Source organism: Bacillus cereus group sp. BfR-BA-01382, from assembly GCF_022663475.1.
In the GTDB taxonomy this organism is placed as follows: Bacteria; Bacillota; Bacilli; order Bacillales; family Bacillaceae_G; genus Bacillus_A; species Bacillus_A thuringiensis_S.
Genome location: NZ_JAKUFQ010000001.1, coordinates 81,771 through 107,393 on the forward strand (window position 1 = coordinate 81,771; position 25,623 = coordinate 107,393).

The following is a 25,623-nucleotide window of genomic DNA, read 5'->3' on the forward strand; positions in this document are numbered from 1 at the left end:
GGGAACGCAGTCGTCTTTTTTATCATTGTTAAAAATTCAAGTAAAGTCCTATCGATATTAAAGAAAATTCATATTATAATCTTTCTACTAAAAACTACTTAGCGCTTTCTGCAAGCTCATATCCTCTTACAAACAATAGAGTCATATAAGAAACAATAAATGAGAAGATGCTGTACATGCCAACCCAAAAGAAGAATTTTGGAGTGAAGGCGATAACACCTATTATTAAAAAACTAGCAAACGTTACAATCGGCATTACGTAATACGTTTTCGTCTTGCGTGTTCCAATAACAGAAACGATAAAGATAAGTAATGGACAAATTAATAAGACGAAAATCAATTCATTCATAGTTATGTCCCCTTTTCTAATGGAAGTAATCTGTACCTCGTAAACGTTTTTTAAATAAATATTCTCTTAATATAACTTCGCTAACATGTAGTTAATCCCTTTAGAAAGTCACTGGATTTCATAATAAAAAGCGTAAGCAAGAGAAAACTTGCTTACACTATAGAATAAACATCGCAACGATCGTGGTGACAATTAAGCCAATCACAACTGGTAAAAAGTTTCGGCGTGCGAGTTCAAATGGATCCACTTTACAAATGGCAGCGGCAGGAATAAGCGCCCAAGGAATTAAAGTCCCGCCTCCGGTCCATATGGCAGCAATTTGCCCGAGTGCTGTTAATGTAGCTGTTCCATGCCCAAGTGCTGTTCCGAAAAGATTGGCAATTGAACCAGCAAGTGATATACCAGAAAAGCCAGATCCATCTAATCCTGTTATGACACCAACGATAGTTAATGTTCCCGCCGATACGTATTGATTTAAAGGAACAGTTTGAGATAAGGCAATCCCTAAGTCGTTAATGATTCCATGTGAACCTTTCGGTAAATAGTCTCCGATAATTTTCACAAAACCGCTATCTCCTAAATAAAAGAGTGCAGCAATTGGAATAACTGGACCAAAGATTTTAAATCCAAATTGGAGCCCTTCTATAAAATAATCGGTTGTTTTATTTAGTCCATTACCTTTGTAGGCGATGAGGGAAATGATGATAATCATAATAACAGTCGTTCCGCCGATAAGTGCTGTTGCATCGCTTCCCTGTAGTTTAAATTGAATCATGCAAAGGATATCGATGATATATACGATAGGGATACATATAGCGAGCCATTTCTTTATGCGAGGAGATAATAAAATAGTAGTTTTAGATGGTTCCGTTGATGCAGGGGAGTTTTGCAAGGATAATCCTGTATCAAATTCTTTTCGTAAGAAGAAAAAAGCGACAGAAGTTGTAACAACGCCCATCACGATAACGAGGGGAACACTGGCAGAAACGACGCTGGAAACAGGAAGACCAGCCGCGTCTGCAGTTAATTTCGGTGCTCCTTGAATAACGAAGTCGCCAGATAAGGCGATGCCGTGTCCGAATAAGTTCATAGCAATGGCAACCCCAATTGGAGGAAGACCGACGCGTACAGCGACGGGGAATAAAATAGCTCCCATTAAGGCGACAGCTGGAGAAGGCCAAAAAAAGAAAGAAATTGTCATCATTAAAAGGCCGATAATCCAGTAGGCGAGGGTAGGGGTACGAATCATCTTTGTAAATGGTGAAATCATCGTATCATTTATGCCAGTATGAACGAGTAGATTGCTCATTGATACGATAATAGAGATGATTAATATAGTTGGTAAAAGTTCAGTAATAGCGTAAATGAAACTTTGAAAAATACCGCTAACGGCAAGAGGGATAGAACTTGTAGCGGTTAATGCTAATAAAAAGATAAAAACGATACAAATAATCGTCGTATCTTTCCGGAGAATAAAAAAAGTAATAATAGTGAGTAAACAAAGAATATAGAGAGCATGCAACAGCGTTAATTCAACTCCCATAACATTCACATCCTTTAGGCATTCGTGTAGTTTATTGTATGAAAGCAGTAAAAGTATGTGAGTATAGGAAAAAAAGTGAAATTTCATGTACTGTAATGGTAAGAAGTGGAAATGGATGTTACAATACAATTAATCCTAAAAATGGAATTTAAGGAGGGCTTATGCGCAAAAAAAATCGGGTTTTGGGGATTCATTATATCTTGTAGTCTATTAATCATTTTAAATCTATTTACAAACAATGAATGGATAAGTATCACCCCTCTTTTTGGGTTTGTTTTTATACTGTTATACCGATGGGATGACATGAAACAACATAGTAAGAAAAGCATTGGAATTATGATAGGTATCATTGTTGTTTGCTCATTTTTCATAGGGTTTATTTTAATAGAAGGACAGAAACAGATGGAGAAAATGTCTATTTTTCAAGAATGGATGTCTTCTGCAAAAGGTCTTTATATTGTAATTGTAGTTGTTATTTTTCTTAGGTTCACGATAAGAATATGGAGTTACATATTAAAGAGAGGATAGAATGGAGGTAGTAAGAATGAGAGAAAAAATAGGATATTATGGTGTGCTCGTTTGTTTACTATTATCAGTTATTTCAGGGCAATTTTTAAAAAGTGAATGGGTACCAGTTATATTATGTATAGGAGTATTGATTTTTGCACCTATGTATCGCTGGAATGAATGGAAAGCATATAGTCGAAAAAAGAAAATGGTTTTCAGCATCGAATTTGTCATTATAATCAGCACAATTCCGTTTTTGTTATGGAAAGGAAATGAGATAATAGATGGAATTGTAATGTTTCAAGGGTGGTTGTTTATTGCGAAAATGCTATATTTAATATGCATTTTAATGTTGGTAGTGGTAGTCACTAAAATAATAAACGAAAAGCTATTCGTTAATGAATAAAAGAAAATACCACCTTATTCGGTGGCATTTCCTCATTTTACTGCATGAGCTTTTTGCATCTTTTTAATTAAACGAATTTGTCCACGATGATTGATTTCATCTTCAAAAACGTGAAACCACTTAAAATAGTTATTTGCTGGTTTGTCATACCAAAAGTCTGTCGTTTTAAATAACCATTCATCAGGTAACGATTGAAAAGTCTCGATTGTTTTGGAACGTACTTCTTGTAATGTATTTATGTAAAATTCTATAGCGTTTCCTTTTATTTTCTCACGTCCAAGATCGCCTAATTCAATGCCAGGTAACCAGCGTTCTAATTCAGCCTCCGTTGGTTCACGGTCTTCAAAAGTATGAATCTGGTAGTAAAATTCAATAGCAGCCATATGATACAATAACATGCCAATTGAATTTGCTTCCTTATCATATAAATAATCAAGTTCTTCAATTGTTAAACTTTCCACTGCTTGCATTGTTGTATAGCGAGCGTAATTCATCATGGAAACAAGCTTTGAAAATTCTACATGTAAACCCTCCAATTTATCAATTACAAAATTCAATTAAAATTCCCCCTCTTTAAACGATGACTCCAGAGAAAGAATTCTATGTGCAGAGAAAAACTCCTTTTAAAAAGTTCATGATTTTAACAAGGAATCACAATTAGTTCCCGATTTGATTTTGTAATAACTTCATATCCGTCTTTTGTGATGACAATATCATCTTCAATTCTACAACCGCCCCAGTTTGGTATGTAAATACCAGGTTCAACTGTAACAACCATACCTTCTTCTAAAGTAGCCTGACTTTCTTGGGATAGGCGAAGAGGTTCATGTATTTCTAACCCAAGACCATGACCAGTAGAGTGTCCAAAGTATTGACCGTATCCATGTTCTGTAATGTAATCCCTCGTTATATCATCGATACTTTTCGCAGTTTCTCCAGGCTTAATTGCTTTAGTTCCACGTTTTAACGCTTCTCGTACAACATTGTATATCTTTTTGAATTCTTCTGATGATTCTCCGATTGCTACAGTACGAGTTATATCGGAACAATATCCATCGTAAAGTGCACCGAAATCTAATGTAACGATGTCGCCTCGCTCGATTATTTTATTTGATGCAACTCCATGAGGAAGTGAAGAACGAACGCCAGAAGCTACAATGATTTGGAATGAAGAGGATGTAGCCCCTTTTTTTCGCATGAAAAATTCCAACTCATCTCGTACATCATTTTCACTTATTCCTGGTTTTAGAAACGTAATGATGTGGTGAAATGCTTCGTCAGCAATATTAGCTGCGATTTTCATTGTTTCTATTTCCGGCATGTCTTTAATAATACGAATATTTTCGATGATTTCGCACACTTGAACCATTTCCACATGTACGCATTTTTGTAAGTTTTTATATTGTTGCAATGTCATGTTGTTCTCTTCAATTCCGAGTTTTTGAATGTTTAATTTTGATACTTGATTTGCAATTTCTTTTTCTAAATTTCCTGTATGCATAATAATTTCAGCATCTTTTATTTGTGATTTCGCTTGATCTACATAGCGAAAATCAGTTATAAAAACAGCTTTATCCGCAGAGATTAAGACGACGCCAGCACTACCTGTAAAGCCTGTTGCATATTGGCGATTTTCTTTTTTGGTAATGAGTAACCCGTCAATTTCATAGTTTTGTAGTTGATTTTGGATTTTATTAATTTTTAAAGTCATGTTAATTCCCCCTATTCACAGTATTTAATAAAGCAAATAGTGTGCCAAAATGTATATTTGAAGAAAGGATAGTAGGGAAAACATATATTTTAAGGGAGATAAGAAAATAGCCCGCCATTTGTGGGAGACGGTTTGTTTATAAAATTCAGATTGCTTCAATAAATAGCAGGGGGATGAAAAAATATTGATTGGAGTTACACTTGTACTTTATTTACATGCTTTAAAAAATTTATACAAATGTAAAATGACACTGTCAATTTTTTTGACAATATTGAATGGATATAGCAACTAAATTGAAAATAAATAAAAAATGCGTTGCTTATAAGCAACGCATTTTTTATTTACGCTTTTAATTTCATTACAATATCAGCATCTGGTGTTACATATACGGTTTGCTGATTGTCGTACGTAACAAAACCAAGTTTTGCACCACTCGGTTTTTTGACATGGCGTATTTTGGTGAAATCAACAGGTACAGAGCTAGACTCTTTCGCTTTACTGTAATACGCAGCAATTTTGGCAGCTTCTAGTAAAGTTTCTTCAGCAGGCTCTAAAGAACGAATGACAACGTGAGAGCCAGGTATGTCTTTCGTATGTAACCAAATTTCATCACGGCGGGCAAACTTCGTTGTTAAATAATCATTTTGTTTATTGTTTTTACCAACGAAAATCTCTGTACCATCACTTGCTAAATATTTATCTAATACTGGTTTAGTAGGTTTTTTCTTTGTGTTTTTCTTTTTGCGATTGCGCACATAACCTTCTTCAGCTAATTCTTCACGAATTTCTTCAATATCTTTTGAAGAAGCAGCTTCCATTTGTTGAAGTAAGCTATCAAAATAAAGAATTTCTTCATTTGTTTTTTCGATTTGTTCTTCTACAATAACAACTGAATTTTTCGCTTTTTGGTACTTTTGGAAATAGCGTTGCGCATTGTCAGATGGTGTTTTTAAAGGATCTAATGTAATTTTTACAGTTCCGCTATTTTCGTCGTAATAGTTAACGACTTCAATATCTTTATCCCCTTTTTTCAAAGCGTACATATTGGCTGTAAGTAGTTCTCCAAATAGTTGATATTTATCTGCCTTTCCGGCATCTTGCAGTGTTTTTTCGAGTTTAATGAGTTTTTTCTCGTTTTTATTTTTTTCGTTTTGCATAAAGCGTTCTAAATCATGAGCTTGTTGTTTTACACGATCACGTTCTGCTTTGCCAAAGAAGAAACGATCTAACAATTCGCTCACTGATGAGAATGTTTTTTCTTCTCCTTGCAAGTGTGTAAGAGGGAAAAGATAAAAGAATTCTTTTCCATTTGCAGTAATCATTGCTGGTGTATATGCATGAGATAGTAATGGTGTTTGTATAGAGAAAAATGCTTCTGATAATGCTTTCTCATTTACCATACCGGCTTTCTTTACTACTTCTTTTGCAAATAATGGGGATATTCCCATGAAAGCCCCGACGAGTTGTTTATCCATATTTCCAGATAGAAAGTCTAGCGGTCTAATAAAATCATCTGCGGTTTCAATTTGCAGAGGATTGATTTTATGTTGGGCTGGTGGCGCGACGTACTCAGCACCAGCATATACAGTTCGGTGACGGTTTACGGCTAATGAAACGTGTTTTAAGCTATCTAAAATCACGTTTGTTTTCGTATCTAATAAGATAATGTTGCTATGTCTTCCCATTATTTCAATTACTAATGTTTTTAATGATTCGTCTCCGATTTCATTACGACTGCGAACTGTAATTTGGATAATCCGTTCTAAGTCGATTTGTTCAATTTTTTCAATAAATCCACCTTCTAAATGTTTACGAAGAAGCATACAAAACATTGGCGGTATTGCTGGCGAATCGTAGTTTTGATTCGTTAAGTGCATACGCGCATATGTAGGATGAGATGAAAGAATTAGTTTTTGGTTCTTTCCATTCGCTCGAATATGTAATAAAATCTCGTATTTTGAAGGTTGGTATATTTTGGAAATTCTTCCCGTGTAAAGAGAATTTTCAATTTCATGTGTAATCGCTCTTGTAAATAATCCATCGAATGCCATTAATGAACACTCCTTTCTAACTAAAAGTTAATTATAGCATTTTTTTGGACGAGGCTGAATAAGCTTTCAATAGAGTATGTCTGGAATCAGGAGGTCGATGGCAGGATGAACTGGTATGGAATGCGAGCACATGAAGTGGAAGAAAGAACGAATACGAATGTAAAGGTTGGACTTACGGAGAAAGAAGCAGAAGGGCGAATTAAGAAATTTGGTACAAATGAATTAGAAGAAGCAAAAAGGCCTTCTGCACTAATGGTATTTTTAGCGCAATTTAAAGATTTCATGGTACTCGTTTTGTTTGGAGCAACAATTGTTTCTGCGTTTTTAGGTGAATACATTGATTCTATTGCTATTGTTGCCATTGTTATTATCAATGGTATTCTCGGCTTTTTTCAAGAAAGAAAAGCTGAAAAATCATTGGAAGCTTTAAAGGAACTAGCTGCTCCACAAGTTACTGTAATGCGGAATGGAAAGTGGGTAAAAGCACCATCTAAAGCACTTGTTTTAGGTGATATTATTAAGTTTTCCAGTGGTGATCGTATTGGGGCTGATGTGCGTCTTGTTGAGGCATCAAGTTTATATATTGAAGAGTCTGCTTTGACAGGGGAGTCCGTACCTGTGCAAAAGAAGGTAGAAGCATTGCAAGGGCAAGAGGTTGCAATTGGTGATCAAAAAAATATGGCTTTTATGGGGACAATGATTACGCGAGGATCTGGAACAGGTGTCGTTGTAGCAACTGGTATGAATACAGCGATGGGTCAAATTGCAAATATGTTACAAAATGCAGAGCAAATGGAAACACCACTGCAAAGAAGGTTAGAACAGCTCGGAAAAATATTAATTATTGTAGCTCTTATTTTGACAGCGCTCGTTGTATTGGCTGGTGTGTATCAAGGGAATGAAGTATATCATATGTTTTTAGCTGGCGTATCGCTAGCTGTTGCGGCTATTCCAGAAGGGTTGCCAGCAATTGTTACAGTAGCTTTATCACTTGGTGTACAGCGTATGATAAAAAAGAGAGCAATTGTACGAAAGTTACCAGCCGTAGAAACGTTAGGTTGTGCTTCCGTTATATGTTCTGATAAAACGGGGACAATGACGCAAAACAAAATGATGGTAACACATATGTGGTCAGGCGGAGAATTGTGGAAAGTGACAGGGCAAGGATATGAACCTAATGGCTCTTTTATGAAAGGTGAAATAGAAGTGAATCCAGCTAAGACAAAAGCACTTTATCAGCTACTTACATTTGGTTCACTATGTAACAATGCAAATATTATTCAAAAGAAAAAGGCGTACGTATTAGATGGAGATCCAACAGAGGGAGCGCTTGTAGCTGCAGCAATGAAAGCTGGGATTACACGTGAGGCATTGAAAGGGAAATTTGAAATTATTCGTGAATTTCCATTTGATTCAACTCGAAAAATGATGAGTGTTATTGTACGAGATCGAGAGGGGAAGAAGTTTATTGTTACGAAGGGAGCACCGGACGTTCTTTTGCAAATGAGTCAAACGATTTTATGGGGGGATAAGCAGCAGCCGTTAAGTGAGTTATATAGAAGAGAAGTACAGGCGGCTATTCATAGCTTAGGTAGTCAAGCGCTTCGAACAATTGCAGTTGCGTTTAAACCTTTAAAAGTCACGGATTCTATTGAACATGAAAGAGACGTTGAAAAAGATTTTATGTTGGTTGGGATACAAGGTATGATTGACCCGCCAAGGCCAGAAGTGGCGCAGGCGGTAAAAGAGTGTAAAGAAGCTGGTATTCGAACGGTAATGATTACAGGTGATCATAAAGTGACAGCAATGGCGATTGCTGAACAATTAGGAGTTTTGCCACCAGATGGACGCGTTGTTGAAGGCGTAGAACTCGCGAATATGGATGTGGAGGAATTAGAAAATGTTGTAGAAGATACGTATGTATTCGCTCGTGTATCACCTGAGCATAAATTAAAAATTGTTAAGGCACTGCAAAATCAAGGACATATAGTAGCCATGACAGGCGATGGAGTGAACGATGCTCCAGCTATAAAAACAGCGGATATTGGGATAGCGATGGGAATTACAGGGACAGATGTTGCGAAAGAGGCCTCTTCACTTGTTTTACTAGACGATAATTTTGCTACAATTAAATCAGCAATTAAAGAAGGAAGAAATATATACGAGAACATACGTAAGTTTATTCGCTACTTATTGGCGTCAAACGTTGGAGAAATTTTAGTCATGTTATTTGCGATGTTACTTGCATTACCACTGCCGATGGTTCCTATTCAAATTTTATGGGTGAACTTAGTTACTGATGGTTTACCAGCGATGGCATTAGGTTTGGATAAGGCTGAAGGAGATGTGATGAAGAGAACGCCGCGCCACCCGAAAGAAGGGGTATTCGCTAGAGGGCTTGCGTGGAAAATAATAAGTCGAGGGTTTTTAATTGGGGCAGTGACGTTAGTAGCGTTTATTATTGCGTATAACCAACATCCAAATGAACTGAAATATGCACAAACTGTAGCGTTCGCGACGTTGGTACTTGCTCAGCTTATTCATGTATTTGATTGTCGTAGTGAGCATTCTGTCTTTCACCGCAATCCATTTGGGAACGTGTATTTAGTAGGGGCGGTTATCATTTCGTTACTACTCATGCTAGTGGTTATATATTATCCACCGTTACAACCGATCTTTAGCACAATGCCGATACAAGCAAGAGATTGGTTATTAATTGGAGGTTTGTCATCAATTCCGACTTTCTTACTAGTAGGTTCTTTATTAACAGGGAAAAAGGCGAAAAAGAAAAAGCCAATGTTATATAAGAAGGGATTAAACTTGAAATAGTCAATGTTATGAAAATGTGATATAATTTACAGAAGGTAGTAGAGCCTTGTCTCTATTACCTTTTTCATTGAGTTATTTTATGGCTTGGATGTGATAAAAATGATTTCTAGTATGACAGGGTTTGGAAGATCGAAAGTAGAAAGTGATACTTTTCAAATTACAGTAGAAATGAAATCGGTGAACCACCGTTTTTTAGAGATGAGTATTCGACTTCCTAAGCAAATGATGGTATTTGAGGACAAAATTCGTAAAATAATTGCACAGCAAGTTCGACGTGGACGCATTGAGGTGTCTATTAGTATAGCAGGTGAAGGACTTGTTGAAAGAAAATTAAGTGTGAATTGGTCACTTCTTGAGCAGTACCAATCGATGATGGAAGATATAAAAGGAAAGTTTCAATTACAAGATTCTATTACACTCGAGCAATTAATGGCAATGCCAGAAGTAACAGCAATTGAAGAAATAGAAAATGTAAATGAACATTTTGAGAACAGTTTATATGAGGCTGTTCGTCAAGCTGCTCATATGTTGAAAACGATGAGAGATGGCGAAGGAGAACGATTACATAAAGATATAGCGTATCGTTTACAAGAGATTAGCAATTGTGTAAATGCAATTATTCCACATGCACCAATTGTTACACAAAAATATCGTGAACGATTAGAAAATCGCTTAAAAGAATTACATAATCAAGAGTTAGATGAACAAAGATTGCTAACAGAAGTCGCAATCTTTGCAGAGCGTTGTGATATTCATGAAGAGTTAGTTCGTTTGCAAAGTCATTTAGAGCAATTTCATGAAACATTGCAGATTGAAGAGCCTGTTGGAAGAAAAATGGATTTCATCGTGCAAGAGATGCATAGAGAAATTAATACGATTGGTTCTAAGGCAAATGACTTAACAATTTCAAAATATGTTGTAGAAATGAAAAATAACCTTGAAAAAATTCGTGAACAAGTACAAAATATTGAGTAGCTTTCAAAAAATATATAAAGTTATACGTGGTGGAGAAATCGGATAGACTTACTAGGAGGCGCAAACTATGGCCATGCGGTTTTTAAATATTGGATACGGAAATATTGTATCTGCTCATCGAATTATTGCTATTGTAAGTCCGGAGTCAGCTCCTATTAAACGAACAGTACAGGAAGCACGCGAACATAATGCTTTGCTTGATGCTACGTATGGGAGAAAAACAAGGGCGGTTATTGTTATGGATGATGGGCATGTTGTATTAAGTCCAATTCAACCAGAGACGATTGCACATCGTTTGAATAATAAAGAAGATTTAAGTGAGGAAGGGTAGGTTTTACATATTTATGAGAAGTAGAAGAGGATTGCTCATCGTTCTTTCAGGGCCTTCTGGGGTTGGAAAAGGAACGGTTCGTAAAGAGCTGTTTAGCCATGAGGATACACGTTTTCAGTACTCTATTTCAGTAACGACACGTAAGCCGCGTGAAGGTGAAGTAGATGGTGTGGATTATTTCTTTAAAGAAAGAGAAGAATTCGAGGAAATGATTCGTAATGAAAGATTACTTGAGTGGGCTGAGTTCGTAGGTAATTATTACGGAACACCGATTGACTATGTTGAAAAAACATTACAAGAAGGAAAAGATGTATTCTTAGAAATTGAAGTGCAAGGAGCAATTCAAGTTAAGAAAGCTTTCCCAGAAGGTGTATTTATTTTCTTAGCACCTCCAAGTTTATCTGAACTAAAGAGCCGTATTGTCGGCCGTGGTACAGAGACTGAAGATGTTATTGAAAATCGTTTAACTGTAGCGAAAGAAGAAATCGAGATGATGGACGCTTACGACTATGTAGTAGAAAACGATCAAGTTGAATTAGCTTGTGATAGAATTAAAGCAATTGTGGTTGGCGAACATTGCCGCCGCGAAAGGGTAGCAAAATATTATAAAGAAATGACGGAGGGTCTATAATTATGTTAAATCCATCAATTGACTCATTACTACAAAAAATCGATTCTAAATACACACTAGTAACAGTGGCTGCAAAGCGTGCACGTGAAATGCAACTTGCTAATAACTGTGTTGTAGAGCAACCGGTTTCTCATAAGTGTGTAGGTAAAGCATTAGAAGAAATCGATGCGGAAGTATTAAGCTACGTACCAAGTGAAGATAAAGTTGCTGAATAAGCCTTTGCCTTCGACAAAATAAAACATAGACTTTATAATTTTCTATGTAACGGTAACAACCTATTTACAAGTAGGTTGTTATTTTTTTACGAAAGGAATGAAATATTGGTACTGACGAGCTGGGAATTCTATTTCAGTATTATAAGTTTGAAAAAGAAAGAGGACGAGTCATATGCTAAAAGGGAAAAAGATACTTCTATGTGTAACAGGAGGCATTGCGGTTTTTAAAGCAGCTGCGTTAACGAGTAAATTGACACAATCTGGCGCGATTGTAAAAGTAATGATGAGTGAGTCGGCAATGAAGTTTGTTACGCCTCTTACATTCCAAGCACTTTCTCGCCATGATGTATATACGGATACATTTGATGAGAAAGACTCGGCTGTTATTGCTCATATTGATTTAGCAGATTGGGCGGATGTTGTACTTGTCGCACCTGCTACTGCCAATTGTATTGGAAAGTTAGCTGGTGGTATTGCAGATGATATGATTACAACTACTTTGTTAGCTACTGCAGCTCCGGTATGGATTGCGCCTGCTATGAATGTGCATATGTATGAAAATAAAATTGTTCAAAAAAATATGATGACATTGAAAACGCTAGGATATACGTTTATTGAGCCTGGGGAAGGCTTTTTAGCATGTGGATATGTAGCAAAGGGACGACTAGAAGAACCTGAAGCGATTATCGCACGGTTAGAGGAAGCTTTCTCAGAACACAAACCATTGCAGGGAAAAAGAATATTAATAACTGCTGGCCCAACACGTGAAAAGGTTGATCCAGTTCGTTTTATGACGAATTTTTCTTCTGGAAAAATGGGGTATGCGATTGCAGAAGTGGCGGCGAATTTAGGCGCTGATGTTATACTCGTTTCAGGACCGACAGCATTAAATCCACCGTTACATGTAACGACAGTGCAAGTGGAATCTGCACAAGATATGTTAGAAGCAGTTCTTCAACATTATCAAAACGTAGACGTTGTCATTAAAACAGCAGCAGTTGCAGATTATCGTCCGAAATATGTTCATGATAATAAAATGAAAAAGCAAAATGGTGATGCTGTCATTGAACTCGAAAGAACGGTGGATATTTTAAAAACGTTAGGTCAGAAAAAGGATAAACAGTTACTTATCGGTTTTGCTGCTGAAACGACAAATGTAGAGGAATATGCAACGAAAAAACTACGTGAGAAAAATGCAGATATGATTGTCGCGAATGATGTAAAAGCGCAAGGAGCTGGATTTGGCACGGATACGAATATTGTAACGATGTATAGAAAAGATGGAAAAGTTATTGAGTTGCCACTTTTAATGAAAAAAGAGGTAGCTCGTGAAATATTAAAGCAAATTGAAATGATGTTAGAAGATGATCGTTTATGAAATTTGCAAGTGTAATTGTTGATGTACCTGCCCGTCAGACAGATCGACCATTTGATTACATTATACCTAAAAAATGGGAAGATATTGTACAGACAGGAATGCGGGTAGTAGTTCCGTTTGGGCCAAGAAAATTGCAAGGTTTTATTATTGGGATTAAAGATTCGGTGGATGTAGAAAGTAAGAAGTTAAAGACGATCCATGAAATATTAGATGTAACACCGGTTTTAAATGATGAATTATTAAAACTTGGATATTGGCTTACAAGTGAAACGTTATGCTACATGATTTCAGCTTTTCAAGTGATGCTTCCAACTGCGATAAAAGCAACGTATAAAAAACGTCTACAACTTTGTAAACAGGAAGAAATAGCACCTAAAATACTATATTTATTTCAGGATAAAGAAGCAATTGATTTTGAAGTAATCGAGCAACAGCCACATTTATACCGGACTATTCAACAAGAAATTAAAAATGGTACGGTTGAAGTCGTTTATCAAGTGAAAGATAAAGTACAAAAGAAGAAGCAAAGAGTTGTTCAGCCGGAGTTGCCAGAAGATAAATTAGAATTAGCGGCATTTGAACTGAAAAGTAAAAAACAACAAGATGTACTCTATTATTTTGTGGAAAATTATAAAAGTGTACCGTTGAAAGTAATTACAGAAGAGTTACAAATAACAGATGCTCCAATAAAAGCACTTGTTAAAAAGGGATTCATTTCAGAAAAGTATGTGGAAGTATACCGAAATCCGTATGACGATGATGGTTTTGAACAAACGAAACCATTGCCACTTACGGAGGAACAAAAACAAGTTATTACACCGATTTTATCATCAATTACAAATGAAACTTATAATCCATTTTTACTATATGGTGTTACAGGAAGTGGAAAGACAGAAGTATATTTACAATCTATAGCAGCAGTGCTCGAGAAAGGAAAAGAAGCTATCGTTCTTGTTCCTGAAATTGCACTAACACCCCAAATGGTGGATCGTTTTAAAGGTAGGTTTGGCTCGCAAGTTGCAGTTCTTCATAGTGCGTTGTCTGTTGGAGAAAAGTATGACGAGTGGCGTAAGATTTTAAGAAAAGAAGTGAAAGTTGTAGTTGGTGCGCGTTCAGCCGTTTTTGCGCCTTTTGAGAATTTAGGGATTATTATTATTGATGAAGAGCATGAATCAAGTTACAAACAAGAAGATAATCCAAGGTATCATGCAAGAGATGTGGCTGTCTGGAGAGGGCAATACCATAAATGTCCTATCGTTCTTGGTAGTGCGACACCAACACTTGAATCGTTTGCAAGGGCGAAAAAAGGTGTTTATGAACTACTAACAATGGAAAAACGTATGAATGAACAAGCTTTACCAACGGTAGAGATTGTTGACATGCGAGAAGAACTTCGTGACGGGAATCGATCAATGTTTTCTAAGGCGCTGCATGAAAAAATAGCAGATCGATTAGAAAAGAAAGAACAGATGGTACTCTTCTTAAATAGAAGAGGTCATTCTACATTTGTTATGTGCCGTGATTGTGGGTATGTTGTACAATGTCCGCATTGTGATATTTCATTGACATATCATAAAATGAATCATCGTTTAAAATGTCATTATTGTAGTTACGAAGAAAATATGCCAACTGAGTGTCCAGTTTGTCAAAGTACATACATTCGTTTCTTTGGTACAGGTACACAAAAGGTAGAAGAAGAAATTACAAAACTATTTCCAGAGGCGCGAGTCATTCGAATGGATGTAGATACGACAAGTCGAAAAGGAATGCATGAAAAATTATTAAAGGCGTTTGGGGAAGAAAAAGCAGATATATTACTTGGAACACAAATGATTGCTAAAGGATTAGATTTTCCGAAAGTAACGCTTGTTGGGGTTTTAACTGCAGATACGATGCTTCACTTACCTGATTTTCGTGCAAGTGAAAAGACATATCAGTTATTGACGCAAGTAAGTGGACGAGCGGGTAGACATGAATTGCCAGGGGAAGTTGTGATTCAAACGTATACGCCAGAACATTACAGTGTAGAGTTAGCGAAGAACCAACAATATGATGTGTTTTTTGACCAAGAAATGCAAATGAGACGAACAAGACAATATCCTCCATATTACTATGTTGTACTCGTAACCGTATCTCATCCTGAATTATTAAAAGCGGTACAAGTGACGGAAAAAATTGCCTCGTATTTACGAACGCATTGCTCGCAGCAAACAATGGTGTTAGGACCAGTTGCTTCAGCAATTCCAAGGATAAAAGATAGATATCGTTATCAATGCATGATAAAATACAAACGGGAACCAAACTTAAAGAACGTGCTCAAAATGGTAAATGAACATTATCAAGCAGAAATGCAAAAAGAGCTACAAATCTCAATTGATTTTAATCCAACAATGTTAATGTAGCGGAGGGAAATATGGCAGTTTTAGAAATAGTAAAGCATCCAAATGAAGTGTTAGAAACACCATGCGAAAGAGTAATTAACTTTGATAAAAAGTTAGTGAAATTGTTGAAAGATATGCATGAAACAATGTTAATTGCGGACGGAGTCGGTTTAGCTGCGCCTCAAGTAGGTGTAAGCTTGCAAGTAGCGGTTGTTGATGTCGATGATGATACTGGGAAAATCGAGTTAATCAATCCATCAATATTAGAAAAACGTGGTGAACAAGTAGGTCCCGAAGGATGTTTAAGCTTCCCGGGACTTTATGGTGAAGTAGAACGTGCGGATTATATTAAAGTAAGAGCACAAAATCGCCGTGGGAAAGTATTTTTATTAGAAGCGGAAGGATTTTTAGCGCGTGCAATTCAACATGAAATCGATCATTTACACGGTGTTTTATTTACATCGAAAGTGACAAGATATTATGAAGAAAACGAACTAGAATAGGTGTTAAAAGGAGCGGTTTTTAAATGATAAAAGTAGTGTTTATGGGAACACCGGACTTTTCAGTGCCGGTGCTTCGTCGTCTTATTGAAGATGGCTATGAGGTAGTAGGGGTTGTGACGCAACCTGATCGTCCAGTAGGTAGAAAAAAAGTATTAACACCTACACCTGTTAAAGTTGAAGCGGAAAAACATGGTATCCCTGTGTTACAGCCGTTAAAAATTCGTGAAAAAGATGAATATGAAAAAGTATTGGCATTAGAGCCAGATTTAATTGTAACAGCTGCATTTGGTCAGATTGTACCAAATGAAATTTTAGAAGCACCGAAGTATGGATGTATTAATGTCCACGCTTCTTTACTTCCTGAACTTCGTGGTGGTGCACCAATTCATTATGCAATTATGGAAGGTAAAGAAAAAACAGGTATTACAATTATGTATATGGTAGAAAAATTGGATGCTGGTGATATCTTAACGCAAGTGGAAGTGGAAATTGAAGAGCGTGAAACGACAGGCTCATTATTTGATAAATTAAGTGAAGCAGGAGCACATCTTCTATCTAAAACAGTACCTTTATTAATTCAAGGTAAGTTAGAACCGATTAAACAAAACGAAGAAGAAGTAACGTTTGCGTACAATATAAAACGTGAGCAAGAGAAAATTGATTGGACAAAAACAGGTGAAGAAGTATACAATCACATTCGCGGATTGAATCCATGGCCAGTTGCTTATACAACTTTAGCAGGACAAGTTGTTAAAGTATGGTGGGGAGAAAAAGTGCCTGTAACTGAACCGGCTGAAGCAGGTACGATTGTTGCGATCGAAGAAGATGGTTTTGTAGTAGCAACTAGTAATGAAACAGGTGTTAAAATTACTGAATTGCAACCTTCTGGTAAAAAGCGTATGAGTTGTTCACAATTTTTACGTGGAACAAAACCTGAAATTGGAACGAAGTTAGGAGAAAATGCATGAGACAAAATGTTCGTGAATTAGCTCTTGATGGTTTAATTCAAGTGGAAAAAAGTGGTGCATATAGCAACTTACTTTTAAATAATTTAATTGAAAAAAGTGCAATTGATAGAAAAGATATTGGTTTATTAACTGAAATTGTATATGGAACGATTCAACGTCGTGACACATTAGATTATTATTTACAGCCTTTTTTAAAAAAGAAGGTTGAGGCGTGGGTAAGAGTATTGCTTCGCTTATCTTTATATCAAATGATTTATTTAGACCGAGTGCCAGAAAGAGCGGCTATTCATGAAGCGGTTGAGATTGCAAAGCGTCGCGGGCATAAAGGAATTGCTGGTATGGTGAACGGTGTATTACGTTCGATTCAGAGAGAAGGTGTACCTTCTGTAGATGAAATCAAGGATCCAGTAGAACGGCTTGCAATTGCGATGAGTCATCCAGTTTGGCTTGTACAAGAGTGGACTTCTGCATATGGCTTAGAAACTGCAGAGAAAATGTGCGAAGTAAATATGTTACCTCCTGTACCTACAGCGCGTGTGAATGTTGATAAGGTAACGGTAGAAGAAGCGATTGAGTTGTTGGCAAGTGAAGGTATAGAAGCAAAACGTGGTGACTTGTCAGATGATGCAATTCAGATTGAAAGAGGAAATGTAGCGCATACAGAAGCGTTTAAAAAAGGATTTCTTTCTATTCAAGATGAAAGTTCTATGCTTGTAGCACGCGCTTTAGAACCAAATGAGGGAGAGACAGTTCTTGATAGTTGTGCAGCTCCTGGTGGTAAAACTACGCATATAGCTGAGCGTTTAAAGGGAACTGGTAAAGTAATGTCTCTTGATTTACATGCACACAAAGTACGTTTAATTAAACAGCAAGCAGAGCGACTTGGGTTAGAAAATGTCGAAACAAAAGCGCTAGATGCTAGAAAAGTGCAAGAGCACTTTTCAAATGAAACGTTTGATAAAATATTGGTAGATGCACCGTGTTCTGGATTTGGTGTAATTAGACGTAAGCCTGATATTAAGTTAGGAAAAGATAAAGGCGATAGTGAAAGATTATCGACGATTCAACTTGCGATACTAGAAAAAATAGCACCGTTATTAAAACAAGGCGGTCGTCTTGTTTATAGTACGTGCACAATTGAGAAAATAGAAAATGAACAAGTAATAGATAAATTTTTAAAAGAACATCCTGAATTTGAATGGGATACTACGATAAAAGAACGTATGCCAGAAAAATTAAGTCCGTATATTAATGAAGGTCAAGTACAAATTTTACCGCATTATTTTGCAACGGATGGCTTTTATATTGCTTGTTTAAGGAAGAAGGTGTAGCATCATGGAAACGACTGTAAGAAAACAAAAGAAAAATGTAGAAACGAAGAAACCATCAATTTACTCTTTACAAATTCATGAAATGCAAGATTGGTTAAAGGAACAAGGAGAACCGAAGTTCCGCGCTGGACAAATTTTTGACTGGCTATATAAAAAACGTGTAAAAAATTATGAGGATATGTCAAACCTTTCTAAAGGATTGCGTGATAAATTGTCGAATTCCTTTGATATTACTACTTTAAACACGTTAGTAAAACAAACGTCTTCGGATGGAACGATTAAATTCTTATTCCAATTATATGACGGGTATTCTATTGAAACGGTATTAATGCGACATGAATATGGAAATTCCATTTGTGTAACAACGCAAGTTGGTTGTCGTATTGGATGTACGTTCTGTGCTTCGACGCTTGGTGGACTAAAACGAAACCTAGAAGCTGGAGAAATCGTAGCGCAAGTAGTAGAAGTTCAGCGTGCGCTTGATGAAACAGAAGAACGTGTAAGTTCTCTTGTTGTTATGGGAATTGGAGAACCATTTGATAATTACGATAATTTAATGGGATTCTTACGCATCACTAACCATGAAAAAGGACTTCATATTGGTGCTAGACATATGACTGTTTCGACGAGTGGAATTATCCCGAAAATTTATAAGTTTGCTGAAGAAGAACTACAAATTAATTTTGCGATTTCATTGCATGCTCCAAACTCAGAATTACGTTCAAAATTAATGCCGATTAACCGTGCTTATAAATTACCGGATTTAATGGAAGCTATTAAATACTATGTAAATAGAACAGGGCGCCGTATTACTTTTGAATATGGATTATTTGGAGGAGAAAATGACCAAGTTGAGCACGCTGAAGAGCTTGCTGCGCTCTTAAAAGGTGTAAAATGTCATGTAAACTTAATCCCGGTAAACTACGTACCTGAACGTGATTATGTACGTACACCACGTGAGCAAATTTTCTTGTTCGAGAAAACGTTAAAAGATCGTGGAGTGAATGTAACGATTCGCCGTGAACAAGGTCATGATATTGACGCAGCCTGCGGTCAGTTGCGTGCGAAGGAGCGCAAAGAAGAGACGAGGTGACGAGATGAAAGCCGTATTTCTATCGGATAAAGGAAAAGTTCGTCAACATAATGAAGATAGTGCAGGAGTTTTTCACAATTTAGATGGAAATGTTTTAGCGGTAGTAGCAGATGGAATGGGAGGTCATCGAGCTGGTGATGTAGCTAGCTCGATGGCCATTCAATTATTCCATGATTATTGGAAGCAAACGCATAATATGAATGAACCGAAAAAAGTAGAACAATGGTTACATACTAGTGTTGGGATTATTAATGAGCGTATATATGAATACGCTCAGCAAAATGTAGAATGTAATGGTATGGGAACAACGCTTATAATAGCTGTTTGTACAACAAGTTTTGTGACGATAGGGCATATAGGAGATAGTCGTTGCTATATGGTATCAGAAGGAGAAATGACGCTTGTAACGGAAGATCATTCGCTTGTAAATGAGCTTGTGAGACATGGTGAAATTTCAAAGGAAGATGCAGAGTATCATCCGAAAAAGAATGTGTTATTAAGAGCGCTAGGAACAGAAGAAAAAGTTGGATTAGATGTTAAAACGTTGGTGCTTGAGGAAGATGATCAATTACTTCTTTGCTCTGATGGGTTATCAAACAAAGTTTCTATTGATGATATGCAACAAATTTTACAGTTAAATGAACAGCTTGAAGGTAAAGGGCAGCGTCTCATTCAATTGGCGAATGATCGCGGTGGAGAAGATAATATCACACTTGTTCTTATTGATTATGCGGGTTCGACAAACGAAAGTAGGTGAAGTGCAACGTGCTGATTGGAAAACGCTTAAATGACCGTTATAAGCTACTGAAAATGATTGGTGGTGGCGGAATGGCCAATGTATATTTAGCTCATGATGATATACTTGGCCGAGATGTAGCGGTAAAAATATTAAGACTCGACTACTCAAATAACGAAGAGTTTATTAAACGTTTCCATCGAGAAGCGCAGTCTGTTACAACGTTGTCGCATCCAAATATTGTGAATATGTATGATGTCGGAGAAGAAGATGGTATATATTATCTTGTCATGGAATATGTACCCGGGCAAACATTGAAGCAATACATAATTGAGCGAGGTATGTTACCTATAGGAGAAGCTCTTGATATTATGGAGCAGTTAACATCCGCCATGGCACACGCCCATCATTTTGAAATTGTGCATCGTGATATAAAGCCGCACAATATTTTAATTCGAGCTGATGGAATAATAAAAGTAACAGATTTTGGAATTGCGACAGCTACAAGTGCAACAACAATTACACATACAAATTCAGTACTGGGTTCAGTCCATTATTTATCACCAGAACAGGCACGTGGCGGGATAGCAAATAAACAATCGGATATTTATTCTCTTGGAATAGTTATGTTTGAATTGTTAACAGGAAGACAACCGTTTTCTGGCGAATCTGCTGTTGCTATAGCTTTAAAACATTTACAAAGTGAAATCCCATCACCAAAAAGATGGAATGAAAATATTCCGCAAAGTGTTGAAAATATTATATTAAAGGCAACTGCAAAAGATCCTTTCCATCGATATCAATCTGCCAATGCGATGAAGCGAGATATTGAAACTGCGCTATATCCAGAGAGGATAAATGAGCAACCATTTTACATACCAGAAGATATGGAAGCGACGAAAGCGATTCCGATTATTCAACAAGAACAATTATTTGAAAATGTAAGTGATGAAACGATTGTTTTAAAAGGGAGTAAGGTGGAAGAACCGATAAGAGCAGAAGCAGCTGAGTTAGATAAGAAGAAAAAACGGAGTAACAAGTGGCTTAAAGTTTTAATTTCAACATTTTTATTTTTAGCAATAGGAATAACATTAGCGCTTACGGTTATTCCAGGATTATTTATTCCGAAAGATGTGAAAGTGCCTGATGTGGCTGGTATGAAATACACGACAGCTGTAAATACGTTAGTAGAAAAGGGCTTTGAGGTGACGGAGCCTAATATTGTATATACAGATGATGTTGAAGTTGGGGATGTAATAAAAACGGAACCTGTAGCAGGAAGAGTCGTAAAAGAAAACGCTAAAATTACTATCTATCAATCAGGTGGAAAAAAGAAAAGTAAGATGGCGAATTTCACAGGGCAAAACTTTGAGAGTGTAAAAGCTGAGTTAGAAGAAAAATATAAACAAGTTACAGTAAATTATATTGAAAATGATAAGCCGAAAGGTGAAATTGTAGAGCAAATTCCGACGCCTGATCAAATGGTTATAGAAGCGGAGCAAGAACTGAAAATCTGGGTAAGTAAAGGTCCTTATCAAATTAGACCAGGTGACTTTTCGGGGTGGACTGAAAATAGTGTAACTGGTTATTTGAATGAGAGAAAACTAACGTCAGATATAAAACGAGAGTACTCAGATTCAGTCGAAAAAGGACTTGTAATTTCGCAATTTCCAAAACCAGGTACACCATTAAAAGAGGGAGATAAAGTAACTATTATTATCTCTGATGGTCAAAAGCCTAAAGTGACTAAAACGGTAAAAGTGGACAATATCTCTATCCCATATGAGCCTGCTGTAACAGGTGAAAAAAAGCCGCAAACAATAGAAATTTATAAAGAAGACATGCAGCAAAAAATGGATAGACCGGTTGAAACGAGAACAATTACTGAATCAGCGACTATTTCTTTAGAATTTGTAATTCAAGAAGGTTCAAAGGGACACTATAAAATTGTACGAGATGGAGTAACGATTATTGATAAAGAAGTACCATATCCAACTCAATAATAGTGAAAGTCTACTTATTATTATTGCCTGTTATGCTGTCTACAAAGTGGACGGTATAGCAGGCAAAAATATATGATTCAAAAAGCTAGTAAAGTGATGCAGCTGTAAATATTTTTTTGCATTTAATGGAAGATTTAATGTATATTAGCGAAAGTATATATGGTAGGTTTTGAAATCGTTATTTGGAAAATTTAAATCCATTCATTTTTAAATTCAGCATCACCTTATACAAAAAAAGGAGAATTCTATGCCAGAAGGAAAAATTATAAAAGCTTTAAGTGGGTTTTATTACGTGCAGCATGAAGAAGGGGTTACGCAATGTCGTGGGCGAGGTGTATTTAGAAAAAATAAAATTACACCACTTGTAGGAGACCAAGTTGTTTTTCAGGCAGATAATCCAACTGAAGGTTATGTGCTTGAAGTGTTTGATCGAAAAAATGAACTTGTTAGACCTCCTATTGCTAATGTCGATCAAGCGATCCTTGTGTTCTCTGCAGTAGAACCAGATTTTAATCCTGGACTGTTAGATCGATTTTTAGTGCTGATTGAATATCATAACATTAAGCCAATTATTTGTATTAGCAAGATGGATTTAGTAGATGAAAAGATGAAAGCAACTGTTGAAGCTTATGCGAATGATTATCGTGAGATGGGTTATGATGTTTTATTTACTTCTATTAATACGTCAGAAAGTATTGATATATTAAAACCATACTTAGAAAATTGTGTTTCTGTTGTTGCGGGTCAATCTGGTGTTGGGAAATCTTCAATGCTTAATGTGCTACGTCCAGAATTAGAGCTGAAAACAAATGATATTTCCTCCCATTTAGGACGCGGGAAGCATACGACAAGACACGTAGAATTAATTGCAATTGGGAGTGGACTAGTAGCAGATACACCGGGTTTTAGTTCACTAGATTTCATTGATATAGAAGTAGAAGATCTTACATATTGTTTTCCAGAGTTGAAAGAAGCGAGCCAATACTGTAAATTTAGAGGGTGTACACATCTTTCTGAACCGAAATGTGCTGTGAAAGCTGCGGTTGAAGAAGGGAAGATTACAGAATATCGCTATAAGAACTATAAACAATTCGTAGAAGAAATTAGAGAGAGAAAGCCGAGGTATTAGTTATGATTAAAATTGCACCATCGATTTTATCAGCAGATTTTTCAAAATTAGGGGAAGAGATTAAAGATGTAGAAAAGGGCGGAGCGGATTACATTCACGTTGACGTAATGGATGGACATTTCGTACCAAATATTACGATTGGACCATTAATTGTAGAAGCTATCCGTCCAATTACATCATTACCATTAGATGTACATTTAATGATTGAAAATCCTGATAACTATATCCCGACTTTCGCACAAGCGGGAGCGGATATTATTACTGTTCACGCAGAGGCGTGTCCACATCTGCATCGTACAATTCAGTTAATTAAATCTCACGGTATTAAAGCGGGCGTTGTATTAAATCCACATACGCCAGTTTCAGTGATTGAGCATGTATTAGAAGATATAGATATGGTATTACTTATGACAGTAAACCCTGGATTTGGTGGACAGAAGTTTATCCATTCTGTATTACCGAAAATTAAACAAGTTGCAGACATGGTGAAAGAGCGCAATCTAGAAGTAGAAATTGAAGTTGATGGTGGTGTAAATGCTGAAACAGCAAGACTTTGTGTGGAAGCAGGAGCAAATGTACTTGTAGCTGGATCAGCAGTATACAATCAAAAAGACCGCGGTGAAGCAATTCGCGTAATTCGTGGGTAGTGATGAACTTTTATCCTAGTAAGGTATTCATAGGATAGGGTAAAAATATGTAAAAAGGCAATCTACCGAATGGCAGATTGCCTTTTTACAATGGAAGGGGAAGAAAAAATGATTATTCATATTTTGGCAGGAGGACCTTCGGAATATTGCGCAGATTTTGCTCGATATGAGAATGAGGAAGTAGTGTGGGCTGCGGTTGATAGGGGAGTATACCGTCTATTAAAGAAAGGGATTACCCCGGCTGTTGCGTTTGGAGATTACGATTCAGTTACTGAAGAAGAATTAGTATGGATGGGACAGCAAACGAACGAATTACATATTGTTCCGCGGGAAAAAGATCAAACGGATTTAGAAATTGCAATCAACTGGGCATTAGGACAGAAGCCGGCACTAATTCGTATTTTTGGTGCTACCGGTGGAAGACTTGATCACGGTTTGGCAAATATACAAATGCTTTTAAAAGGGTTAGAAGTAGAGATAGAAATGTGTATTGTGGACAATAAAAATGAAATAACAGTTAAAAAAGTGGGTACACATATAATTGAAGAAAATAAAAATTTTCCTTATGTATCTTTTGTACCAGTTACTGAAATAGTGGAAGGGATTACATTGTTTGGTTTTAAGTACCCTCTTACTAATAAAACAATAGAGTGGGGATCAACACTTTGTATTAGTAACGAACTCGTTGAGGAAAAAGGTACTTTTTCATTTACTTCTGGCATATTAATGTTGATAAGAAGCACTGATTGAAGAAACAATTTTGCTCCTTACATCATATAGTGACCAAGTGGAGTAATGGGGATTAGGAGGGAAACCATGAGATTTTATACAATTAAGTTACCTAAATTTCTTGGTGGAATTGTTCGTGCAATGTTAAATACCTTCAAAAAAGATTAAAAAAGCACCTATCACCGGTGCTTTTTCCATTGTTATAGTAAAAAAAGAGCCTATTGGCTCTTTTTTTTATTATTAAACACGTTCGATTTTGCCAGATTTTAATGCTCTAGCAGAAACGTAAACACGTTGAACTTTTCCGTCGATGCGTACGCGAACTTTTTGAAGGTTAGCGCCCCACTTACGTTTTGTAGCGTTCATTGCGTGAGAACGAGAGTTACCAGAACGAGCTTTTCTTCCAGTAATAGCACAAACACGAGCCATTTATATTTCCCTCCCTTGATACCTTACCATACGTAATTTTTCAATGTTAGTCTTTTATGCGATGCTAAAAACACTACTATAATTTAACACAACTAAAAAGAGAATGCAACACCGTAGAAAAAAGAAATCAAGAAAATTTACTTGACACTATATGTCAATGAAGAAAAGTTAAAATCCATAAAAATTGCTTGACATATTATAGTGGTACATGTTGTATAATAACAATGGACTATTTTGCTCATCATAAAAAAGTGTAATTTAAAACATAAAATATGAGAGTGAAAAGAAAGAACGATGGAATTTTCTTTAAAAAGATTATATGATAGTAACTAAAGTAGTCTAGCTCACTTTCACCATTTATGAAGGGGGAAACGAGATGTCAATTGAAATTAAAACGAAGTACGGTCAAATTGATATTAGTACAGATGTAATTGCAACAATTGCTGGAGGTGCCGCGGTAGATTGCTACGGTATCGTAGGTATGGCATCAAAAAATCAGTTAAAAGATGGATTAACAGACATTTTACGAAAAGAAAACTTCACTAGAGGTGTTATTGTTCGTAAAGATGAAGATGAAGTACATATTGATATGTATATTATTGTGAGCTATGGTACGAAAATTTCAGAAGTGGCACATAATGTGCAGACGAAAGTGAAATATACACTAGATCAAACTGTAGGACTAGCAGTAGATTCTGTAAACATCTACGTACAAGGAGTTAAAGTAATAAACTTGTAATGTGCATTA

Annotated in this window: 26 protein-coding genes; 20 read left to right on the forward strand and 6 right to left on the reverse strand. The window is 36.4% G+C overall.

The features are described from left to right. Window positions 1–94 precede the first annotated feature (94 nt). A complete protein-coding gene (locus tag MR160_RS00420) occupies window positions 95–349 on the reverse strand; it encodes a YbeF family protein (RefSeq protein WP_001003933.1) in 255 nt (84 codons plus the stop codon). A 157-nt stretch (window positions 350–506) separates the two neighbouring features. Further along, entirely contained in the window at window positions 507–1,892 is a 1,386-nt protein-coding gene (locus MR160_RS00425; protein WP_000537891.1) for a membrane protein, read from the reverse strand. A 141-nt stretch (window positions 1,893–2,033) separates the two neighbouring features. Here MR160_RS00425 and MR160_RS00430 point away from each other — a divergent pair, with 141 nt between their 5' ends. Together MR160_RS00430 and MR160_RS00435 are read left to right on the forward strand one after the other, a co-directional pair. Further along, window positions 2,034–2,420, forward strand: coding sequence for a YoqO family protein (locus tag MR160_RS00430; RefSeq protein WP_044782956.1), 387 nt, complete (start codon window positions 2,034–2,036; stop codon window positions 2,418–2,420). Window positions 2,421–2,436: 16 nt separating this feature from the next. Then, window positions 2,437–2,805, forward strand: coding sequence for a YoqO family protein (locus tag MR160_RS00435; RefSeq protein ID WP_001208267.1), 369 nt, complete (start codon window positions 2,437–2,439; stop codon window positions 2,803–2,805). 32 nt (window positions 2,806–2,837) lie between these two features. Here the strand turns inward: MR160_RS00435 and MR160_RS00440 are convergent, their stop codons facing one another. From MR160_RS00440 to MR160_RS00450, 3 genes are all read right to left on the reverse strand, one after another. Continuing rightward, entirely contained in the window at window positions 2,838–3,362 is a 525-nt protein-coding gene (locus MR160_RS00440; RefSeq protein ID WP_001012056.1) for a DinB family protein, read from the reverse strand. A gap of 83 nt (window positions 3,363–3,445) precedes the next feature. Next, the gene (locus MR160_RS00445; protein WP_000172798.1) at window positions 3,446–4,516 is read right to left on the reverse strand and encodes a M24 family metallopeptidase; all 1,071 of its coding nucleotides are present in this window, start codon (window positions 4,514–4,516) and stop codon (window positions 3,446–3,448) included. A gap of 341 nt (window positions 4,517–4,857) precedes the next feature. After that, a complete protein-coding gene (locus MR160_RS00450) occupies window positions 4,858–6,567 on the reverse strand; it encodes an Rqc2 family fibronectin-binding protein (protein WP_000863281.1) in 1,710 nt (569 codons plus the stop codon). A 105-nt stretch (window positions 6,568–6,672) separates the two neighbouring features. Between MR160_RS00450 and MR160_RS00455 the strand changes: the two genes are divergently transcribed. From MR160_RS00455 to spoVM, 17 genes are all read left to right on the forward strand, one after another. Then, on the forward strand, window positions 6,673–9,396 hold the full coding sequence (locus tag MR160_RS00455) for a calcium-translocating P-type ATPase, SERCA-type (RefSeq protein ID WP_001104763.1): 2,724 nt from the start codon (window positions 6,673–6,675) through the stop codon (window positions 9,394–9,396). 99 nt (window positions 9,397–9,495) lie between these two features. Then, window positions 9,496–10,371, forward strand: coding sequence for a YicC/YloC family endoribonuclease (locus tag MR160_RS00460; protein ID WP_000625867.1), 876 nt, complete (start codon window positions 9,496–9,498; stop codon window positions 10,369–10,371). 67 nt (window positions 10,372–10,438) lie between these two features. After that, window positions 10,439–10,702, forward strand: a complete 264-nt coding sequence (gene remA / locus MR160_RS00465; RefSeq protein ID WP_001251456.1) for an extracellular matrix/biofilm regulator RemA — start codon at window positions 10,439–10,441, stop codon at window positions 10,700–10,702. 13 nt (window positions 10,703–10,715) lie between these two features. Further along, the gene (gene gmk / locus MR160_RS00470; RefSeq protein ID WP_001257742.1) at window positions 10,716–11,333 is read left to right on the forward strand and encodes a guanylate kinase; all 618 of its coding nucleotides are present in this window, start codon (window positions 10,716–10,718) and stop codon (window positions 11,331–11,333) included. 2 nt (window positions 11,334–11,335) lie between these two features. Continuing rightward, window positions 11,336–11,548, forward strand: coding sequence for a DNA-directed RNA polymerase subunit omega (gene rpoZ, locus MR160_RS00475; RefSeq protein WP_000933962.1), 213 nt, complete (start codon window positions 11,336–11,338; stop codon window positions 11,546–11,548). 172 nt (window positions 11,549–11,720) lie between these two features. After that, the gene (coaBC, locus tag MR160_RS00480) at window positions 11,721–12,926 is read left to right on the forward strand and encodes a bifunctional phosphopantothenoylcysteine decarboxylase/phosphopantothenate--cysteine ligase CoaBC (protein ID WP_000911744.1); all 1,206 of its coding nucleotides are present in this window, start codon (window positions 11,721–11,723) and stop codon (window positions 12,924–12,926) included. Beyond that, entirely contained in the window at window positions 12,923–15,328 is a 2,406-nt protein-coding gene (gene priA, locus MR160_RS00485) for a primosomal protein N' (RefSeq protein WP_242297025.1), read from the forward strand. The genes coaBC and priA overlap by 4 nt, the downstream gene beginning before the upstream one ends. An 11-nt stretch (window positions 15,329–15,339) precedes the next feature. After that, window positions 15,340–15,810 carry a peptide deformylase gene (gene def, locus MR160_RS00490; protein WP_000279470.1) on the forward strand — a complete coding sequence of 157 codons (471 nt, stop codon included), beginning with the start codon at window positions 15,340–15,342 and terminating at the stop codon, window positions 15,808–15,810. A 23-nt stretch (window positions 15,811–15,833) separates the two neighbouring features. Continuing rightward, window positions 15,834–16,778: a methionyl-tRNA formyltransferase gene (gene fmt / locus MR160_RS00495; RefSeq protein WP_000598805.1), complete on the forward strand. Its 945-nt coding sequence runs from the start codon at window positions 15,834–15,836 to the stop codon at window positions 16,776–16,778. Next, complete coding sequence (gene rsmB, locus MR160_RS00500; protein ID WP_001249661.1) at window positions 16,775–18,109, forward strand: 16S rRNA (cytosine(967)-C(5))-methyltransferase RsmB; 1,335 nt, start codon at window positions 16,775–16,777, stop codon at window positions 18,107–18,109. Before fmt ends, rsmB begins: the two co-directional genes overlap by 4 nt. A 4-nt stretch (window positions 18,110–18,113) precedes the next feature. Beyond that, window positions 18,114–19,202: a dual-specificity RNA methyltransferase RlmN gene (gene rlmN, locus MR160_RS00505; RefSeq protein ID WP_000450548.1), complete on the forward strand. Its 1,089-nt coding sequence runs from the start codon at window positions 18,114–18,116 to the stop codon at window positions 19,200–19,202. Window positions 19,203–19,206: 4 nt separating this feature from the next. Next, complete coding sequence (locus MR160_RS00510; RefSeq protein WP_000648709.1) at window positions 19,207–19,959, forward strand: Stp1/IreP family PP2C-type Ser/Thr phosphatase; 753 nt, start codon at window positions 19,207–19,209, stop codon at window positions 19,957–19,959. A gap of 8 nt (window positions 19,960–19,967) precedes the next feature. Next, window positions 19,968–21,941 (forward strand): Stk1 family PASTA domain-containing Ser/Thr kinase, encoded by a 1,974-nt coding sequence (gene pknB / locus MR160_RS00515; protein ID WP_000904750.1) that lies wholly within the window; start codon window positions 19,968–19,970, stop codon window positions 21,939–21,941. 247 nt (window positions 21,942–22,188) lie between these two features. Continuing rightward, window positions 22,189–23,070: a ribosome small subunit-dependent GTPase A gene (gene rsgA, locus MR160_RS00520; RefSeq protein ID WP_001113932.1), complete on the forward strand. Its 882-nt coding sequence runs from the start codon at window positions 22,189–22,191 to the stop codon at window positions 23,068–23,070. A 2-nt stretch (window positions 23,071–23,072) separates the two neighbouring features. Then, window positions 23,073–23,717, forward strand: coding sequence for a ribulose-phosphate 3-epimerase (gene rpe / locus MR160_RS00525; RefSeq protein ID WP_000589970.1), 645 nt, complete (start codon window positions 23,073–23,075; stop codon window positions 23,715–23,717). Between the two features lie 69 nt (window positions 23,718–23,786). Then, entirely contained in the window at window positions 23,787–24,467 is a 681-nt protein-coding gene (locus MR160_RS00530; RefSeq protein WP_000752665.1) for a thiamine diphosphokinase, read from the forward strand. 66 nt (window positions 24,468–24,533) lie between these two features. Continuing rightward, window positions 24,534–24,614 (forward strand): stage V sporulation protein SpoVM, encoded by an 81-nt coding sequence (gene spoVM, locus MR160_RS00535; protein WP_001213599.1) that lies wholly within the window; start codon window positions 24,534–24,536, stop codon window positions 24,612–24,614. Window positions 24,615–24,686: 72 nt separating this feature from the next. On the opposite strand, the gene rpmB is transcribed toward spoVM, so the two are convergent. Then, a complete protein-coding gene (gene rpmB / locus MR160_RS00540; protein WP_000124776.1) occupies window positions 24,687–24,875 on the reverse strand; it encodes a 50S ribosomal protein L28 in 189 nt (62 codons plus the stop codon). Window positions 24,876–25,251: 376 nt separating this feature from the next. On the opposite strand from rpmB, the gene MR160_RS00545 reads away from it, so the two are divergent. Continuing rightward, window positions 25,252–25,614 (forward strand): Asp23/Gls24 family envelope stress response protein, encoded by a 363-nt coding sequence (locus tag MR160_RS00545; RefSeq protein ID WP_000021109.1) that lies wholly within the window; start codon window positions 25,252–25,254, stop codon window positions 25,612–25,614. Window positions 25,615–25,623: the final 9 nt, after the last annotated feature.

Excerpts from the sequence above, each read along its gene's own strand:
- MR160_RS00420 (WP_001003933.1), bottom strand. The coding sequence starts at position 349 with ATGAATGAATTGATTTTCGTCTTATTAATTTGTCCATTACTTATCTTT.
- MR160_RS00425 (WP_000537891.1), bottom strand. The coding sequence starts at position 1,892 with ATGGGAGTTGAATTAACGCTGTTGCATGCTCTCTATATTCTTTGTTTA.
- MR160_RS00430 (WP_044782956.1), top strand. The coding sequence starts at position 2,034 with ATGGAATTTAAGGAGGGCTTATGCGCAAAAAAAATCGGGTTTTGGGGA.
- MR160_RS00435 (WP_001208267.1), top strand. The coding sequence starts at position 2,437 with ATGAGAGAAAAAATAGGATATTATGGTGTGCTCGTTTGTTTACTATTA.
- MR160_RS00445 (WP_000172798.1), bottom strand. The coding sequence starts at position 4,516 with ATGACTTTAAAAATTAATAAAATCCAAAATCAACTACAAAACTATGAA.
- MR160_RS00450 (WP_000863281.1), bottom strand. The coding sequence starts at position 6,567 with ATGGCATTCGATGGATTATTTACAAGAGCGATTACACATGAAATTGAA.
- MR160_RS00455 (WP_001104763.1), top strand. The coding sequence starts at position 6,673 with ATGAACTGGTATGGAATGCGAGCACATGAAGTGGAAGAAAGAACGAAT.
- MR160_RS00460 (WP_000625867.1), top strand. The coding sequence starts at position 9,496 with ATGATTTCTAGTATGACAGGGTTTGGAAGATCGAAAGTAGAAAGTGAT.
- remA (WP_001251456.1), top strand. The coding sequence starts at position 10,439 with ATGGCCATGCGGTTTTTAAATATTGGATACGGAAATATTGTATCTGCT.
- gmk (WP_001257742.1), top strand. The coding sequence starts at position 10,716 with ATGAGAAGTAGAAGAGGATTGCTCATCGTTCTTTCAGGGCCTTCTGGG.
- rpoZ (WP_000933962.1), top strand. The coding sequence starts at position 11,336 with ATGTTAAATCCATCAATTGACTCATTACTACAAAAAATCGATTCTAAA.
- coaBC (WP_000911744.1), top strand. The coding sequence starts at position 11,721 with ATGCTAAAAGGGAAAAAGATACTTCTATGTGTAACAGGAGGCATTGCG.
- priA (WP_242297025.1), top strand. The coding sequence starts at position 12,923 with ATGAAATTTGCAAGTGTAATTGTTGATGTACCTGCCCGTCAGACAGAT.
- def (WP_000279470.1), top strand. The coding sequence starts at position 15,340 with ATGGCAGTTTTAGAAATAGTAAAGCATCCAAATGAAGTGTTAGAAACA.
- fmt (WP_000598805.1), top strand. The coding sequence starts at position 15,834 with ATGATAAAAGTAGTGTTTATGGGAACACCGGACTTTTCAGTGCCGGTG.
- rsmB (WP_001249661.1), top strand. The coding sequence starts at position 16,775 with ATGAGACAAAATGTTCGTGAATTAGCTCTTGATGGTTTAATTCAAGTG.
- rlmN (WP_000450548.1), top strand. The coding sequence starts at position 18,114 with ATGGAAACGACTGTAAGAAAACAAAAGAAAAATGTAGAAACGAAGAAA.
- MR160_RS00510 (WP_000648709.1), top strand. The coding sequence starts at position 19,207 with ATGAAAGCCGTATTTCTATCGGATAAAGGAAAAGTTCGTCAACATAAT.
- rsgA (WP_001113932.1), top strand. The coding sequence starts at position 22,189 with ATGCCAGAAGGAAAAATTATAAAAGCTTTAAGTGGGTTTTATTACGTG.
- rpe (WP_000589970.1), top strand. The coding sequence starts at position 23,073 with ATGATTAAAATTGCACCATCGATTTTATCAGCAGATTTTTCAAAATTA.
- MR160_RS00530 (WP_000752665.1), top strand. The coding sequence starts at position 23,787 with ATGGCAGATTGCCTTTTTACAATGGAAGGGGAAGAAAAAATGATTATT.
- spoVM (WP_001213599.1), top strand. The coding sequence starts at position 24,534 with ATGAGATTTTATACAATTAAGTTACCTAAATTTCTTGGTGGAATTGTT.
- rpmB (WP_000124776.1), bottom strand. The coding sequence starts at position 24,875 with ATGGCTCGTGTTTGTGCTATTACTGGAAGAAAAGCTCGTTCTGGTAAC.
- MR160_RS00545 (WP_000021109.1), top strand. The coding sequence starts at position 25,252 with ATGTCAATTGAAATTAAAACGAAGTACGGTCAAATTGATATTAGTACA.